The sequence below is a fragment of the Brevibacterium sp. LAARM2_SD2 genome (assembly GCF_057364785.1).
In genome coordinates this window covers 1-16,288 of the sequence record NZ_JBNFOM010000042.1, presented here as the reverse complement: position 1 = coordinate 16,288, position 16,288 = coordinate 1, and the positions used below count along the sequence as shown (strand labels likewise).

The window sequence follows — 16,288 nt, the reverse complement described above, 5'->3', positions numbered from 1 at the left end:
GGGACGGCCCGAAGCCCGGCAGGCCGTCAGGGCGGCCAGGGCCGGTGCCCGATCCCGGCCAACAACCCGTTCGCGAACTCGCAGGGCATGCCGAAGCCGGGTCAGCGTCCGGCTCGTCCCGCCGGTGAGGCCGGCGCTGCCGGACCGCGTCCGGGTGCCCCGCGACCCAACCCGTCGATGATGAAGAACTCCGCGCTCAACAAGCCGGCCCCCGGTCGGGGACGCGGCGGAGGCGGACGCAACGCTCCGGCCGGCGGACCCGGGGGAGGCCCTGCGGGCGCTCCCGGCAGCGCACCGGGCAGGTCGTCGCGGACCGGGGCGGAGGCCCGGGTGGCGGCGGTCGGCGGCTCCGGTCGCGGTCGCGGCAGCACCCAGGGTGCGTTCGGTCGCGGCGGCGGTCCGCGCCAGAAGGGCCGGAAGTCGAAGCGGGCCAAGCGCGCCGAACTCGAGCAGATGCAGGCGCCGTCGATCGGCGGCGTGACCGTTCCGCGCGGTGACGGCGAGACTCCGCTGCGCCTGCGCCGCGGCTCCTCGCTCGCCGACTTCGCCGAGAAGATCAACACCGACCCGACGAACCTCGTCACGGTGCTCTTCCACCTCGGCGAGATGGCGACGATCACCCAGTCACTCGACGAGGACACCTTCCAGGTCCTCGGTGAGGAGCTCGGCTACAAGATCGAGATCGTCTCTCCCGAGGACGAGGACCGCGAGCTGCTCGAGACCTTCGACATCGACCTCGATGCCGAAGCCGCCGAGGAGGACGACGACGATCTCGTCGCCCGGCCCCCGGTCGTCACCGTCATGGGTCACGTCGACCACGGCAAGACGAAGCTGCTCGACGCGATCCGGTCGGCCAACGTCGTCGCCCGCGAGGCCGGCGGCATCACCCAGCACATCGGCGCCTACCAGGTCGAGGTCGAGCATGAGGGCGCCGAGCGCCGCATCACGTTCCTCGACACCCCGGGTCACGAGGCGTTCACCGCCATGCGTGCCCGTGGTGCGAAGTCGACGGACCTCGCGATCCTCGTGGTCGCCGCCGACGACGGCGTGATGCCGCAGACGATCGAAGCACTCAACCACGCGCAGGCCGCGGATGTGCCGATCGTCGTGGCGGTCAACAAGATCGACAAGGAGGGTGCGAACCCGGCCAAGGTCATGCAGCAGCTCACCGAGTACAACCTCGTGGCCGAGGAGTACGGGGGCGACACGATGTTCGTCCCGATCTCCGCGCTCAAGCGCGAGGGCATCGACGAGCTCCTCGAGTCGGTGCTGCTGACCACGGACGCCGCTCTCGACCTGCGGGCGAACCCGAACAAGGCCGCCCGCGGCATCGCGATCGAAGCCAAGCTCGACAAGGGCCGCGGCGCCGTCGCGACCGTCCTCGTCGAGTCCGGCACCCTGCGTCAGGGCGATGCGATCGTCTGCGGCACGGCCTTCGGTCGCGTCCGTGCGATGTTCGACGAGAACGGCAATTCCGTCGCCGAGGCGGGACCCTCGCGTCCCGTCCAGGTGCTCGGTCTGTCCTCGGTGCCGCGCGCCGGTGATTCGTTCATCTCCACCGATGACGACCGCACCGCGCGGCAGATCGCCGAGAAGCGCGATGCCATCGAGCGCAACGCCGCCCAGGCCCGTGGCCGCAAGCGGATCAGCCTCGAGGACTTCACCAAGGCACTCGCCGAGGGCAAGGTCGACATGCTCAACCTCATCCTCAAGGGCGATGTCTCCGGTGCCGTCGAGGCGCTCGAGGATTCGCTGCTCAAGATCGACGTCGGCGACGAGGTCGACCTCCGCATCATCCACCGCGGCGTCGGTGCGATCACGGAGAACGACATCAACCTCGCTACCGTCGACAACGCGATCGTCATCGGCTTCAACGTCCGGCCGGAGGCGAAGGCCCGCGACCTGGCCGACCGCGAAGGCGTCGACGTGCGCTACTACTCGGTCATCTACCAGGCGATCGACGACATCGAGAACTCGCTCAAGGGCATGCTCAAGCCCGAGTTCGAAGAGGTCCAGACCGGCTCCGCGGAGATCCGCGAGGTCTTCCGGTCCTCGAAGTTCGGCAACATCGCCGGCTCGATCGTCCGCGATGGGGTCATCACCCGCAACTCCGCTGCGCGCGTCACGCGCGACGGCGTGGTCATCGGGGACAACCTCAAGGTCGAATCGCTGCGGCGGTTCAAGGATGACGCCACCGAGGTGCGCGAGGGCTACGAGTGCGGTATCGGACTCGGCAGCTTCAACGACCTGCGCGTCGGTGACATCATCGAGACCTTCGAGATGCAGGAGAAGCCCCGCGACTGATCGCGATGCTGGACAAGCGGCCGGTGCACCTGTGCACCGGCCGCTTCGCTCCGTTTAGACTTTCACTTCCGGGCAACCGCCCGACACGGATAAGAGGATGAGGACATGGCTGACGCAACCCGCGCACGCAAGATCGCCGACCAGATCAAGGTCATCGTGGCGAGCACGATCGAACGCAGGCTGAAAGACCCGCGCCTCGGCTTCGTCACGGTCACCGATGTCCGCGTCACCGGCGACCTCCAGCACGCGACGATCTTCTACACCGTCTACGGTGACGGCTCCGACCTCGAGTCGACGGCCGCCGCTCTCGAGTCCGCGAAGGGCTTCATCCGCTCGGAGGTCGGCAAGGGGCTGACGATCCGGCTCACCCCGAGCCTCGAGTTCGTCGCCGACGCCGTCCCCGAGGAGGCCCAGCGCCTCGACAGCCTGCTCGCCCGCGCCGCGGCCGACGATGCGCGCATCGCCGATCTCAAGAAGGACGCGAAGCACGCCGGCGATGCCGATCCGTATCGGAAGGCCGAGGCCGACACGGACGAAGTCTGAGACTTTCCTCGCCCTCGTCCGCAGCCCTCCGGCCTGTCGTCGCAACGCGACGGCAGGCCGCTGAACTGGGGCGGAGGTGACACGTCGCATTGTGCGAACGCGAGCTTCGCCACACTGGGCGAAAAATCCCTCGTAACAGTTTTGTTATCTTTCCGCGATGCCCTAGACTTCTTCGGGTAACGATCTGATTACGACTCTGTTAAGGGAATTCTGCATTGGGTAAGCACTCTTCACCAAAGCCCGGCTTCGCCAAGCAACTGATCCGGGACCTCACTCCCGCGACCAAGCGCTCGAGCGGCCGTCACTCTGCTGAGGCCCCTTCGACGGCCACGTCCGTGCTCGCCACGGTCAAGCAGCGGCCCGTCGTCGCAGCGATCGCCGTGCCGGCGGCCGCCACGGCAGCCGTGGTCGGATCGACCGTCGTCATGGGCCCGCCGGAGACCGGCACCGTGACGACCGAAGCCGCGAGCACCGCGCAGCAGGAGCCCGCCTCGACCCCCTCGGCCGTGAGCCAGGACGAGATCGATGCGCAGCGCGCGGAAGCCGGCGAGAAGTACATCGAAGAGGTCAAGAAGGACCCGAAGTACAAGAACAAGACGTCGAAGACCACGCTCGAGGTCAAGACGCCGAAGCCGAAGCCCACCGCGGAGACCGAGTCGAAGGACGAGAAGCCGTCCTCCTCGCCGTCGAAGGACAGCGGTTCGGACTCGAAGAGCAGCGGCAGCACCCCGAGCGGCGTGGAGACCCCGCCGTGCAAGGTGTCGTCGTCGATCGAATCGACGCTCCTGCCCAACGCCGTCAACGGCTACCGTGCCGTGTGCGCGAAGTTCCCCGAGGTCAAGACCTACGGTGGCCGCCGCCAGGGGTCGGGCACGTCCGACCACTACACCGGCGAAGCCGTCGACATCATGATCTCCGGCCCGACCGGGGACCGGATCTCCGAATACCTCATCAAGAACGCCAAGGCGCTCAACGTCAAGTACGTCATCTTCGAACAGCGGATCTGGATGCCCGGCAGCGGCTGGAAGTCGATGGAGGACCGCGGTTCGGCGACGCAGAACCACATGGACCACGTCCACGCCTCGTTCAACTGATCCCCGCCTGAGCACGATCGACTGACACCGGTGACCGATCCTTCCCCGCAGGGCATCCTCGTCTGCGACAAACCACAGGGCCTGACCTCCCACGGGGTCGTCTCGCGGCTGCGCCGCTGGTACGGCACCCGCAAGGTCGGCCACGCCGGCACCCTCGACCCGATGGCCACCGGCGTGCTCGTCCTCGGACTCGGCCGCGGGACGAAGCTGCTCACGCACATCACGGGCGTGACGAAGACCTACCAGGCGACGATCCGCCTCGGCGCGGGCACTCCGACCGACGACGCGGACTCCGAGGTCGACGTCCTCGCCGATCCCGCGGTCCTCAGCGCCGTCAGCGACGGTGACATCGACGCCGGCGTCGGTCGGCTCCGCGGCGTCATCGACCAGGTGCCGAGTGCGGTCTCGGCGATCAAGGTCGACGGCAAGCGGTCGTACGCGCGGGTGCGCGCCGGTGAGGACGTCGTCCTCGAGCCCCGCCGGGTCGAGATCACCCTCTTCGACGTCCTCGAGATCCGCCGCGACCTCGAGGCGGGACACCTCGACCTCGACGTCGTCGTCGACTGCTCCTCGGGCACGTACATCAGGGCGCTCGCGAGGGACCTCGGCGCCGACCTCGGCGTCCACGGTCATCTCACCGCGCTGCGCCGCACCCGCGTCGGTCCCTTCGCGCTCAGCCAGGCGGTGACGATCCCCGAGGATCTCGACGCTCCTGCGCCCCCGCTCATCTCCCTCGCCGAGGCGACCGCGGGCCTGCTGCCCGCCGTCGAGGTCGGCGCGGCGCAGGCGACCGCGCTCATGCAGGGCAAGGCCCTGGCAGGGCCATGGGACGTCGCCGGCGACGAGGTCGCGGCACTCCACGACGGCGAGCTCGTCTCCGTCGCCGAGGTGCGTGCCGAGGCAGTCTCAAGTCGCGCACCGCCTTCGCCATCGACCGCGCGTGAGCCGGTTCGCAGACCATCCCGGCCTGCGATACTCTGAGTCGGTGCACGGAAGGAGCAGCGCTCGAGTGGAGATCTATCACGGCCTGGACGAGGTCCCGGACTTCGACCCCGGCACCGTCATCACCCTGGGCAACTTCGACGGCGTCCACCGTGGGCATCAGACAGTCCTCCGCGCCGTCGCCGCCGAGGCCGTCGAGCATTCGCTGACGTCGGTGGCGATGACCTTCGACCCGCACCCGCGCACGATCCACAGTCCGGACACCCCGACGCTGATGATCACGAGCCCGGAGCAGAAGTCCGCGCTCATCGCCGAGACCGGAATCGACGTCCTCTTCGTCCAGCCCTACGACCTCGAGTTCGCCGCGCAGACGCCGGAGGAGTTCGTCGCCCGGTACTTCGTCGAGGGGCTGAAGTGCCGGTGCGTCGTCGTCGGCGACGATGTCAGGTTCGGCCACGACAACTCCGGGACCATCGAGACCCTGCGCCGCCTCGGCGAGGAGATGGGGTTCACCACGGTGACGATCGATGAGGTCGGGCGCGGGGGACGGTATTCGTCGTCGCGGATCCGTGACCAGATCATCGCCGGTGATGTCGCCGAGGCGGCCGATCAGCTCGGTCGCTACCACCGGGTCGAGGGCACCGTCGTCCACGGTGACGCCCGCGGACGCGACCTCGGGTTCCCCACGGCCAACCTCTCCGCCGACGCCGCGGGACTCATTCCCGCCGACGGCGTCTACGCGGGCTGGGCGAGCTTCGAGGGGGAGGAGCATCCGTTCCCCGCCGCGATCTCGATCGGGACGAACCCGACGTTCCAGGGTGACTGCCGCCGGGTCGAGGCCTACGTGCTCGACAAGGAGTTCGGGGAGTTCGACGTCTACGACCGGCACATGACCCTTGACTTCGTCGCGCGCATCCGCGGACAGGTGACCTTCACGGGCATGGACGCGCTCATCGCGCAGATGCACGAGGACATCGCCGATGTGCGCGAGGTCCTGCACACCTGATAAGCTGAACTCTGCCGTTTTCACCGGCCGCGGTCCCAGAGGGCTGGAACTGACCTGTTCCGGCGCCGCGCAACGATACGTAAGGAGAACTCCATGGCTCTCGATACTGCCACGAAGCAAGAGATCATCAAGGAATACGGAACTCACGAGGGCGACACCGGTTCTCCCGAGGTTCAGGTTGCCCTGCTGACCCGCCGGATCACGGATCTCACCGAACACTTCAAGGATCACAAGCACGACCACCATTCGCGTCGTGGCCTGTTGCTCCTCGTCGGTCAGCGCCGCCGGATGCTCAAGTACCTCCAGCAGGTCGACATCGAGCGCTACCGCTCGCTCATCAAGCGCCTCGGCCTGCGCCGCTGATTCCAGCGCCGTTGCGTCCAGCGCCGCTGATTCGGGTCGACCCGGATCCGCGGCCGGCTCGCTGAGGCTGCTTCTTCGCTGAAGCCGTTGCTTCGCTGAGGTTGCTATTGCGCTGAGTCCGTCAGCTCGCACGAACGCCCCGCCCTTCTCGGCGGGGCGTTCGTCGTTGCCGGGGGAGTGGGCTGGCTGGGCTGGGGGTGTGGCGCCGGTGCAGTGCGGTGCGCTTCGGCGACACAGGGTGCGCTGAGCGACTGTCGGCCAAAAGTGAAATGGCGCTCGACTAGTGGCCGGGCGATTCTACTTCTGGCCGCCAGCCGGTGGTGTGTCGCGAACTTCTCGCCGGCAGATCGACTTCCGGCTGGCACAAGGACTTCTCGCGCAAGGGTGCGTCAGAGCTTCTGCGCCGGTGTTGCGACACGGGGTGCGCGGAGTGCCTGTCGGCCAAAAGTGAAATGGCGCTCGACTAGTGGCCGGGCGATTCTACTTCTGGCCGACAGTCGGTGGCGTGTCGCGAACTTCTCGCCGGCAGATCGACTTTCGGCTGGCGCAACGACTTCTCGCGGACAGGACTTCTGGGCGGCCGAACAAGTTTCGGCTGGCGCAACGACTTCTCGCGCAAGGGAGCGTCTGAGTTTCGGCGCCAGTGTTGCGACACGGGGTGCGCGGAGTGCCTGTCGGCCAAAAGTCGAATGGCGCTCGACTAGTGGTCGGGTGATTCTACTTCCGGCCGACAGTCGGTGGCGTGTCGCGAACTTCTCGCCGGCAGATCGACTTTCGGCTGGCGCAACGACTTCTCGCGCAAGGGTGCGTCAGAGCTTCTGCGCCGGTGTTTCGACACGGGGTGCGCTGAGCGACTGTCGGCCAAAAGTGAAATGGCGCTCGACTAGTGGCCGCGTGATTCTACTTCTGGCCGCCAGCCGGTGGCGTGTCGCGGACTTCTCGCCGGCAGATCGACTTTCTGCTGGCACAATGACTTTTCGCGGACAGGACTTCTCGCCGGCGCAACGACTTTCGGCTGGCACGACGACTTCTGGCCGGCACGCAGCGCACGACGGGCAGCGCTCTCGGCACCCTCGCGCGCACCCGCGAGACCCCGGCCGTGACCGGGAGTTCAGCTGTGCGCGGACCCACGGTCGGATGACGGCAACTGCGGTAGACTGACCGGCGGACACCTATGCCATGGACGTTTCGGTCCTCGGTAGTGGCCTCCGGAGGAAGGCAGATGCCCGCGCAGACGCCCTCATCCGTGGGCCCCGATCGATGACCGGCCCTGGTTCCATGGCGTCCACGACACTGTCCGCCGGCGCGGCAGGCGCACCCGCCCGTCCGTCGGCATTGAACTAGGAGACTACGTGGGTACCACCCCTGAAACCACCGTGGCCACGATCGACAACGGTCGCTTCGGCTCACACACCATCCGCTTCGAAACCGGCCGGCTGGCCAAGCAGGCCGCCGGCTCCGCCGTCGCCTACCTCGACGACGACACGATGCTGCTCTCGGCGACCACCGCCGGCAAGCACCCCCGTGAGGGCTTCGACTTCTTCCCGCTCACCGTCGACGTCGAAGAGCGCATGTACGCCGCCGGCCGCATCCCCGGCTCGTTCTTCCGCCGTGAGGGCCGCCCCTCGACCGACGCGATCCTCACCTGCCGCCTCATCGACCGTCCGCTGCGCCCGTCCTTCGTCAAGGGCCTGCGCAACGAGGTCCAGGTCGTCGTCACCGTGATGTCGATCAACCCCGACCACCTCTACGACGCCCTGGCGATCAACGCCGCGTCGATGTCGACCCAGCTCTCGGGTCTGCCGTTCTCCGGCCCCATCGGCGGCGTGCGCATCGCGCTCATCGACGGTCAGTGGGTCGCCTTCCCGAACTTCTCGCAGCTCGACGACGCCGTCTTCGACATGGTCGTCGCCGGTCGCATGGTCGGTGACGACGTCGCCATCATGATGGTCGAGGCCGAGGCCACCGAGAACTCGATCGACCTCGTGAAGACCGGCGCGACAGCCCCCACCGAGGAGGTCGTGGCCGAAGGTCTCGAAGCCGCCAAGCCCTTCATCGCCGAACTCTGCCGCGCCCAGCAGGAACTCGCCGACCAGGCCGCGAAGCCGACCGTCGAGTTCCCCGTCTTCCGCGACTACCAGGACGACGTCTTCGAGGCCGTCAAGGACCTCGCCGAGGCGAAGCAGACCGAGAACTTCCAGATCGCCGACAAGCAGGAGCGCGAAGCCGCCGGCGAAGAGCTCCTCGCAGAGCTCTTCGACAAGCTCGGCGAGCGCTTCGAGGGCCGCGAGAAGGAGATCGCCGCGGCGCTCAACGCCCTGACGAAGCAGGTCGTGCGCAAGCGCATCCTCACCGAGCAGGTCCGCATCGACGGACGCGGGCTCAAGGACATCCGTCCGCTCTCGGCCGAGGTCGGCGTCATCCCGCGCGTCCACGGCTCGGCGCTCTTCCAGCGCGGCGAGACCCAGATCCTCGGCATCACCACGCTCAACATGCTCAAGCTCGAGCAGCAGATCGACTCGCTGTCGCCGGTGACCTCGAAGCGCTACATGCACCACTACAACTTCCCGCCCTACTCGACCGGTGAGACCGGCCGGGTGGGCAGCCCGAAGCGCCGCGAGATCGGCCACGGCGCTCTGGCCGAGCGCGCCCTGGCCCCGGTCCTGCCCTCGCGCGAGGAGTTCCCGTACGCGATCCGCCAGGTCTCCGAGGCCCTCGGTTCGAACGGGTCGACCTCGATGGGCTCCGTGTGCGCCTCGACGCTGTCGATGCTCAACGCCGGTGTGCCCCTCCAGGCACCCGTGGCCGGCATCGCGATGGGCCTCGTCTCCGACGTCATCTCCACCGACCAGGGCGAGCAGACCGCATACGCGGCCCTGACCGACATCCTCGGTGCGGAAGACGCCTTCGGCGACATGGACTTCAAGGTCGCCGGCACCCGGGACTTCGTCACCGCGATCCAGCTCGACACGAAGCTCGACGGTCTGCCCTCCTCGGTGCTCACCGCCGCGCTCAAGCAGGCCCGCGAGGCCCGCATGGTCATCCTCGACGTCATGGCCGAGGCCATCGACGCCCCGGGTGAGATGGCGGCGACGGCTCCGCGGATCATCTCGGTGAACATCCCCGTCGACAAGATCGGCGAGGTCATCGGCCCCAAGGGCAAGATGATCAACCAGATCCAGGAGGACACCGGCGCGGACATCAGCATCGAGGACGACGGCACCGTGCTCATCGGCGCGACCGACGGCACCTCCGCCGAGGCGGCCCGCTCGATGATCAACGCGATCGCCAACCCGCAGGTCCCCGAGGTCGGCGAACGCTACCTCGGCACCGTGGTCAAGACGATGAGCTTCGGCGCGTTCGTCTCGCTCACCCCGGGCAAGGACGGGCTCCTCCACATCTCCGAGCTGCGCAAGCTCAACGACGGCAAGCGCGTCGAGGACGTCGAGGACGTCGTCGGCGTGGGCCAGAAGGTCCAGGTCGAGATCACGAAGATCGACGACCGCGGCAAGCTCTCGCTCGCTCCCGTCGTCGACGGCGATGACGACGCGGACGCCGAGGCGGATGAGGAGTCGGAGAACTGATCCCAGGCTCCACGCACACCGGGGAGGACAGCCGCATCGAACGGTCTGTCCTCCCCGGTGGTCTCACCGTCACCACCGAGCACATGCCGGGTCTCGCCTCCGAGACGATCGGCATCTGGGTCGCCGCCGGGTCCCGTGACGAGACCGCGGCGACCGCCGGCTCGACCCATTTCCTCGAGCACATGCTCTTCAAGGGCACCTCGACGAAGGACGCGAAGACGATCGCCGCGGCCTTGACCGCACGGGCGGGGACTCCAACGCCATCACGGCCAAGGAGTTCACGTGCTACTACTCCCGCTGCCTCGTCACCGACCTCCCGGCGATCACCTCGCTGCTCCTCGACATGGTCTCCGACTCCACGCTCGACCCTGTGGAGTTCGAACGTGAGCGCGGGGTCATCATCGAAGAGCTCGCGATGGCCGCCGACGATCCCGGCGACGTCCTCTTCGACGACTTCGACGCCCTCGTCTTCGCCGATCACCCGCTGGCCCGTCCCGTCGGAGCGACGAAGGACCAGATCCGGGTGCTCGGCCACCACACCCTGCTCGACCACTACGCCTCGACCTACGTGCCCGGCCAGCTCATCATCGCCGCGGCCGGCGGCGCCGAGCACTCCGAGGTCGTCGGCATGGTCGAACGGGCACTGACCGAGACCGGGGCGTTCGCGACGACCGTGGCCCTGCCGGAAGAGGTCTCGACCTCACCGGGCGCAGGCGTCATCGGGCACCCGCACGCGGCCGCCTCGGCGCGCACCCTGCCCGAATTCCGCACCGGCCGCTCGCACACGACCAAGGACACCGAGCAGTTGGGGATGCTGCTCGGATGCCAGGGTCTGCCCGAGGGCCACCCGGACCGGTTCGTCTACTCGGTGCTGCTCACCCTGCTCGGCGGCGGCATGTCCTCGCGGCTGTTCCAGAGCATCCGCGAGGAGCGGGGGCTCGCCTACGCGGTCAACGCGACCGCGAGCCAGTTCACCGACATCGGGACGTTCGGGATCTACGCCGGGTGCAGCCCCGAGAACGGGCAGGCCGTCCTCGACCTGGCACTGACCGAATGGGACCGCCTCGCGCAGCTCCCGCCGAGCCGTGCCGAACTCGACGAGATCGTCTCCCAGCTCTCCGGATCGATGGTGCTCGGACTCGAATCCTCGGCGGCGCGGATGAACCGCCTGGCCCGGGCCGAGATCTTCGGCATCCCGCTCGAAGCGCCCTTCGACCTCATCGAGCGCATCCGCTCGGTCACCCCCGACCAGGTCAGCGCCATGGCCGGCGATCTCCTCGTGCGACCGAAGGCGCTCTCCCTCGTCGGCCCGGCCACCGACGTCGCACTGCGGGACTGAGGCCGGCGCATGGGTCGCAAACGCGCCGAGGTGCGCCGCGAGGAGATCCTCGCCGCGACCATCGACGAGATCGAGGCGACCGGGCTGCGCGCCCTGCGGGTCGCCGACGTCGCCCGCCGCCTCGACCTGAGCGCGAGCCTCGTCATCTACCACTTCGCGACGAAGGAGGCCCTCGTCGCCGAGGCATTCGCCTTCGCCGGTGAGAACGACCTCGACCGGGCGCGGGCGATCGCCGCCGCGGACCGTCCGGCGCAGGAGATCCTCGACGACCTCCTCGCGTGGTACCTGCCGAGCGGGTCGACGCGCAGCTGGACGATCTGGATGGACGCATGGTCCGCGGCGCTCTTCGACGAGGAGATCAGGGCCACGCTCGCCCGTCTCGACCGCGCGTGGCAGACCGTGTTCGCCGAGGTGGTCCGCTCCGGTGCGGGGACCGGGGAATTCACCGTGGCGCCCGGTGACATCGCCGAGGCGGTGACGAAGATCCTCGCCCACCTCGACGGTCTCTCGGTCCGGCTGATGACCTCCGAGACCGACTCCCGGGCGCTCATGCTCGACTGGGTCCGCGACTTCGCCGACTCCGCTCTCGGACGCGCCCGCCCCCGGCCTTGACGCGCGGCGCCCTGCGGCCGCAGACTGGTGTGAGACTCTTACTGAACCGCTATTCAGTAAGACCTCCATCCGCCCGTCCCTCGGAGGCCCCATGTTCATGGACATCACCTGGCAGGACCCGATCACCGGCACCCACGGCTTCGTCGTCATCGACACCCTCGTGCGCGGCGCCGCCTCCGGGGGCCTGCGCATGCGGCCCGGGTGCACCCTGGAGGAGGTGCGCGGACTCGCCGAGGGCATGACCCGCAAAGAGGCGATCCACCTCGTGCCCGGACGCCGGTACGTCCCGGTCGGCGGGGCAAAGGGCGGCATCGACTTCGACCCCCGCGCCGAGGGCGCCGTCGACGTCCTCGAGCGCTTCCTCGTCGCTATCAATCCGCTCATGCACGCGTACTGGGCGCTCGGTGAGGACCTCGGAGTCCGGCAGGACGACATCGACGAGATCCTCGAGCGCCGCGGCCTCGGCAGCGGACTGAGCGCGGTCGAGAAGCTCGTCGCCGACCCCGCCGCAGCCGAGCAGCGGTCGCTGACGGCGTTCTCGACGATCGTCGACGGGGTCGCCCAGGACGAACTCGTCGGCGGACTCGGGGTGGCCGCCTCGGCGCTGGCCGCCCTCGAGGCCGACGGTCGGTCACCGGCGGACACGACCGCGGTGATCCAGGGATTCGGGTCGATGGGCGGGGCGACCGCGCGCTTCCTCGCCGAGGCGGGGGTGCGGATCGTCGGCATCGCCGATGCCGACGGGTTCGTCTCCAACCCCGCGGGCCTCGACGTCGAGACGCTGCTCGCCACCCGCGATCCCTACGGCGGCGTCTCCCGGGACGCGCTGCGCCCGGAAGATCATGTCGGCGACCGCGACGACTGGCTCGCCGCCGACGCCGACCTCCTCGTGCCCGCGGCCGTGAGCTACGCGATCACCGCCGACAACAGCGACCGCGTCCGTGCCAGGCACATCGTCGAGGCCGCGAACATGCCCGTCACCGCCGAGGCAGAGGAGGCGCTGGCGGCTCGCGGCGTCACCGTCGTTCCCGACTTCCTCGCGAACTCCGCGACGAACGCCTGGTGGTGGTGGGTGTACTTCGGTGACATCGACGGCTCGTGGGAGCAGAGCCGCGCCCTCATCGTTGAGACCCTGCGGGACCTGACGACCGAGACGATCACCGCGGCGCGGGAGTCCGGCGTCACCCCACGGGTCGCCGCCCAGGCCCGGGTCGACGCGAACCTCGCCGCCCTCGCCGACCTCGACCGCCCGATGGGTCAGGCTTAGGGCGCGACGTGGACCAGTTCTTCGACCCCAGCAGCGTCGCTGTCCTCGGAGCCTCGAACAATCCGGCGAAATGGGGCTTCTGGCTCGCCGCCGGAGCCCTGACCGGGGCCGGGCGACGGCGCGTCTTCCTCATCAACTCGAACGCCACCTCGATCCAGGGCGTCCCGACGCACGCGCGCCTGTCCGATCTGCCCGAGGCCCCCGAGCTCCTCGTCATCTCGATCCCGGGTGCCGGGGTCGAACCCGTCGTCGCCGAGGCGCTCGCGGCCGGCGTGCGCGCGTTCCTCATCGTCTCCACCCGGGTGCCGCGGGCCGCCGAGCTCGCCGCGACGATCACCGCCGCCGGTGCCCGGCTCATCGGCCCCGGCTCCCTCGGCCTCGTCGACTCCGGCAACGAGCTGCTCCTCGCGTGGGGCCATTTCACGCCGGGCTCGCTCGCCGTCGTCTCCCAGAGCGGGCAGCTCGGCTCGGAGATCGCCGCCCTCTCGGCCCGCAGCGGCATCGGGATCTCCCGGTTCGCCTCGATCGGCGGGCAGTCCGATGTCCGGGCGGCGGAGATCCTCGACACCCTCGTCGACGATCCCGCCACCAGTCAGGTCGCCGTCTACCTCGAATCCTTCAGCGGGGGAGAGGCGATCGTCGCTGCCCTGCAGCGCCTGCGGGCGGCGGGCAAACCGACGATGATCCTCACCACCGGAGCCTCGACCGCCGGCAGACGGCTCGCGCGCTCCCACACCGGGGCGCTCACCTCGGCGATCGACGCCGTCGATGCGGCCTGCCGGAAGGCCGGCGCGATCCGCCTGTCCTCACCGTCGGAGATCGTCGAACTCGCCGGGTACTTCGCCTCCTCATGGCTGCCGGGCGGCCGCCGGGTCGCGATCGTCTCCGACTCGGGCGGTCAGGCAGCGATCGCCGCGGACATGGCCGAACTCCACGGCCTCACCGTCGATCCGCTCACTGTGGCGACCCGCGCCAGGGTCTCCGCCGTCATCCCCGAGGCCGGGCACATCGACAACCCCATCGACCTCGACGGGGCCGGGGAGAAGGACCTGAGCGTCTACGCCCGCGTCGTGCGCGAGCTCCTCGCCGACGACAGCGTCGACGCCGTCGTCCTCACCGGGTACTTCGGCGCCTACGGGGAGGACACACCGGAGCTGGAAGCGGCTGAACTCGCCGAGGTGGGTGTCCTCGGCGGGACCGCCGCGGAGCTGCGCAAACCCCTGCTCGTCCATTCGATGAGCGCGGATTCCCCGGCCGTGACCGACCTGTGGGCGCGGTTCGTCCCCTGCTACCGGTCGATCGACACGACGATGCGGGTGCTCTCGCTCGCCGCGTTCTACGCCGCCCACTCCGGTCGGATCGCCGAGTCACTCGAACAGTCGGCGGCACTGACCCCGTGGGGGACCGGCTACAGCGCGGCCCGGGAGACGATCGCGGCAGCCGGGGTCGCCGTGCCCGCTGGGGTGCGGGTGGGGGACTCCGATGACCTCGCCGAGGCGGTCGCGGCAGCGGGTCTGACCCCGCCGTTCGTCCTCAAGGCAGGGTGGCCCGCGCACAAGACGGAGGTCGGCGGCATCGTCCTCGGGCTGCCGGACCTGGCCGCGCTCGACGCCGCGCACACGGAGATGGTCGGCCGCCTCGGTGCCGGTGACTACATCGTCGAGGAGATGGACCGGCGTGAGCACGTCGTCGAGATCCTCGTCGGCGGGCGGCAGGACGAGAACTTCGGTCCCATCGTCCTGGTCGGGGCCGGGGGCACGGAGACGGAGCTCTACGAGGACACCCGTCTCGAACTCGCGCCGGTGTCGCGGACCGAGGCCCTCGACATGCTCGCGCGACTGAAGATCCACCGGCTCCTCCAAGGATGGCGGGGCCGGCCGGCCGCCGACGTCGAGAGCCTCGCCGACGTCGTCGTCGCCGTCTCCCGGCTCATCGCCGGGTCGAACGCGATCACGGAGATCGAGATCAACCCCGTGCGCGTCGCCGCATCCGGGGCGCTCGCCGTCGACGCCCTCGTCATCACCGACCCCGGTGAGACCGAGGAGGCCGGAGAGACCGAGGACGCGGACGCCGCAGGCGACGACGTCACAGCTCCCACCCATCCGAGCACCGACACCAGCGACCGGGGCCAGGCCATCCCCACCCATCCCCGCACCGACACACGAACGGAGACGAGCGCATGAGCGAACTCACCGGCGGCGGCCACCTCGCCGCAGCCCTGGCCGCCGAGGGCATCACCCGCGTCTTCGGGATCCCCGGCACCCACAACCTCGAGATCTTCGCGCAGCTGAGCGAGCACGGCATCGAGATCGTCTCGCCCCGCCATGAACAGGGGGCGGGCTTCATGGCCGACGGCGCCGCCCGCGTCACCGGTGACGTCCAGGTCGTCGTGACGACGACGGGACCCGCCGTGCTCAACGCGCTGACCGCGCTGCTCCAGTCGTTCACCGACTCCGTGCCGGTCCTCCTCATCAGCCCCGGCATGCCCTCGACCCATCCCGGCCGCGGCACCGGACTCCTCCACGAGGTGCGCAGCCAGGCGCTCGCGATCGAGGCGATCCTCGGCGACAGTCACCGCGTGACGACCGTGGGGGAGGTGCCGCTGGCCGTCGCGCAGGCGCTCACGCGCATCCGCTCCGGCCGGCCCCGGCCCGCGAGCATCGAGATCCCGCTCGACCTCATCGAGGCCACCGGGCCAGGCATCATCCACCCCGCCGTCACCCGGCCCCTGCCCGTGCTCGATGAGCAGGGCGTCGCCACCGCCGCCGAGGCGCTCGCCGCCTCCCAGCGTCCGCTCGTCATCGCCGGCGGCGGGTCCCACGGTGCGGGGGAGGGGATCGTCGCCCTCGCCGAGGCGCTCGGCGCCGGGATCATCCTCTCCGCGAACGCCAAGGGCGCGATCGCCGGCGACCATCCGCTCGTGCTCGGGGCGAACGGGTTCCTCCCCGAGCTGCCCGACATCCTCGCCCGCGCCGATGCCGTCGTCGCGGTCGGCACCGAACTCGCCCCGAGCGACTTCTGGCCCGTACTACTGACCCTGCCCGACACCGTCGTACGCATCGACATCGACGAGACGCAGATGCTCGGCAATGCCGCGGTCAGCCATCCCCTCATCGCCGACGCGACCGAGGCCACCGCCTCTCTCGCCGCCGCCGTGAAGCGGGTGCGGGACCACAGCGGCGCCGAGCGGTGGGCGTCGGGCGGCGCAGCGGCGCCTGGGCTCGGCCGTTGAGC

The 16,288-nt window shown here is 69.5% G+C and carries 12 protein-coding genes and 1 pseudogene; all 13 read left to right on the top strand.

Going from position 1 to position 16,288, the window contains the following annotated elements; translation table 11 throughout:
* On the top strand, positions 1 to 2,304 hold a 2,304-nt coding region (gene infB / locus AC2W7K_RS17480; protein ID WP_486006464.1), incomplete at its 5' end, for a translation initiation factor IF-2.
* Positions 2,305 to 2,409: 105 nt separating this feature from the next.
* Positions 2,410 to 2,847, top strand: a complete 438-nt coding sequence (gene rbfA, locus AC2W7K_RS17475) for a 30S ribosome-binding factor RbfA (protein WP_486006463.1) — start codon at positions 2,410 to 2,412, stop codon at positions 2,845 to 2,847.
* 335 nt (positions 2,848 to 3,182) lie between these two features.
* A complete protein-coding gene (locus AC2W7K_RS17470) occupies positions 3,183 to 3,941 on the top strand; it encodes a VldE C-terminal domain-containing protein (RefSeq protein WP_249121047.1) in 759 nt (252 codons plus the stop codon).
* Between the two features lie 30 nt (positions 3,942 to 3,971).
* A complete protein-coding gene (truB, locus tag AC2W7K_RS17465) occupies positions 3,972 to 4,922 on the top strand; it encodes a tRNA pseudouridine(55) synthase TruB (protein WP_486006462.1) in 951 nt (316 codons plus the stop codon).
* Between the two features lie 28 nt (positions 4,923 to 4,950).
* Positions 4,951 to 5,889, top strand: a complete 939-nt coding sequence (locus AC2W7K_RS17460) for a bifunctional riboflavin kinase/FAD synthetase (RefSeq protein ID WP_211979033.1) — start codon at positions 4,951 to 4,953, stop codon at positions 5,887 to 5,889.
* 93 nt (positions 5,890 to 5,982) lie between these two features.
* Positions 5,983 to 6,252 carry a 30S ribosomal protein S15 gene (gene rpsO / locus AC2W7K_RS17455; protein ID WP_137826052.1) on the top strand — a complete coding sequence of 90 codons (270 nt, stop codon included), beginning with the start codon at positions 5,983 to 5,985 and terminating at the stop codon, positions 6,250 to 6,252.
* A gap of 1,352 nt (positions 6,253 to 7,604) precedes the next feature.
* Positions 7,605 to 9,836 (top strand): polyribonucleotide nucleotidyltransferase, encoded by a 2,232-nt coding sequence (locus tag AC2W7K_RS17450; protein WP_344251719.1) that lies wholly within the window; start codon positions 7,605 to 7,607, stop codon positions 9,834 to 9,836.
* 83 nt (positions 9,837 to 9,919) lie between these two features.
* Positions 9,920 to 10,284: pseudogene (locus tag AC2W7K_RS17445) on the top strand (M16 family metallopeptidase); the annotation flags it as partial.
* A 75-nt stretch (positions 10,285 to 10,359) separates the two neighbouring features.
* Positions 10,360 to 11,175: a M16 family metallopeptidase gene (locus AC2W7K_RS17440; RefSeq protein ID WP_376870453.1), complete on the top strand. Its 816-nt coding sequence runs from the start codon at positions 10,360 to 10,362 to the stop codon at positions 11,173 to 11,175.
* Between the two features lie 9 nt (positions 11,176 to 11,184).
* Positions 11,185 to 11,787: a TetR/AcrR family transcriptional regulator gene (locus AC2W7K_RS17435; protein WP_344251720.1), complete on the top strand. Its 603-nt coding sequence runs from the start codon at positions 11,185 to 11,187 to the stop codon at positions 11,785 to 11,787.
* A 91-nt stretch (positions 11,788 to 11,878) separates the two neighbouring features.
* Positions 11,879 to 13,054: a Glu/Leu/Phe/Val dehydrogenase dimerization domain-containing protein gene (locus AC2W7K_RS17430; RefSeq protein WP_344251721.1), complete on the top strand. Its 1,176-nt coding sequence runs from the start codon at positions 11,879 to 11,881 to the stop codon at positions 13,052 to 13,054.
* Positions 13,055 to 13,062: 8 nt separating this feature from the next.
* Complete coding sequence (locus AC2W7K_RS17425) at positions 13,063 to 15,237, top strand: acetate--CoA ligase family protein (RefSeq protein ID WP_344251722.1); 2,175 nt, start codon at positions 13,063 to 13,065, stop codon at positions 15,235 to 15,237.
* Positions 15,234 to 16,286, top strand: a complete 1,053-nt coding sequence (locus AC2W7K_RS17420) for a thiamine pyrophosphate-binding protein (RefSeq protein WP_486006461.1) — start codon at positions 15,234 to 15,236, stop codon at positions 16,284 to 16,286. Before AC2W7K_RS17425 ends, AC2W7K_RS17420 begins: the two co-directional genes overlap by 4 nt.
* Positions 16,287 to 16,288: the final 2 nt, after the last annotated feature.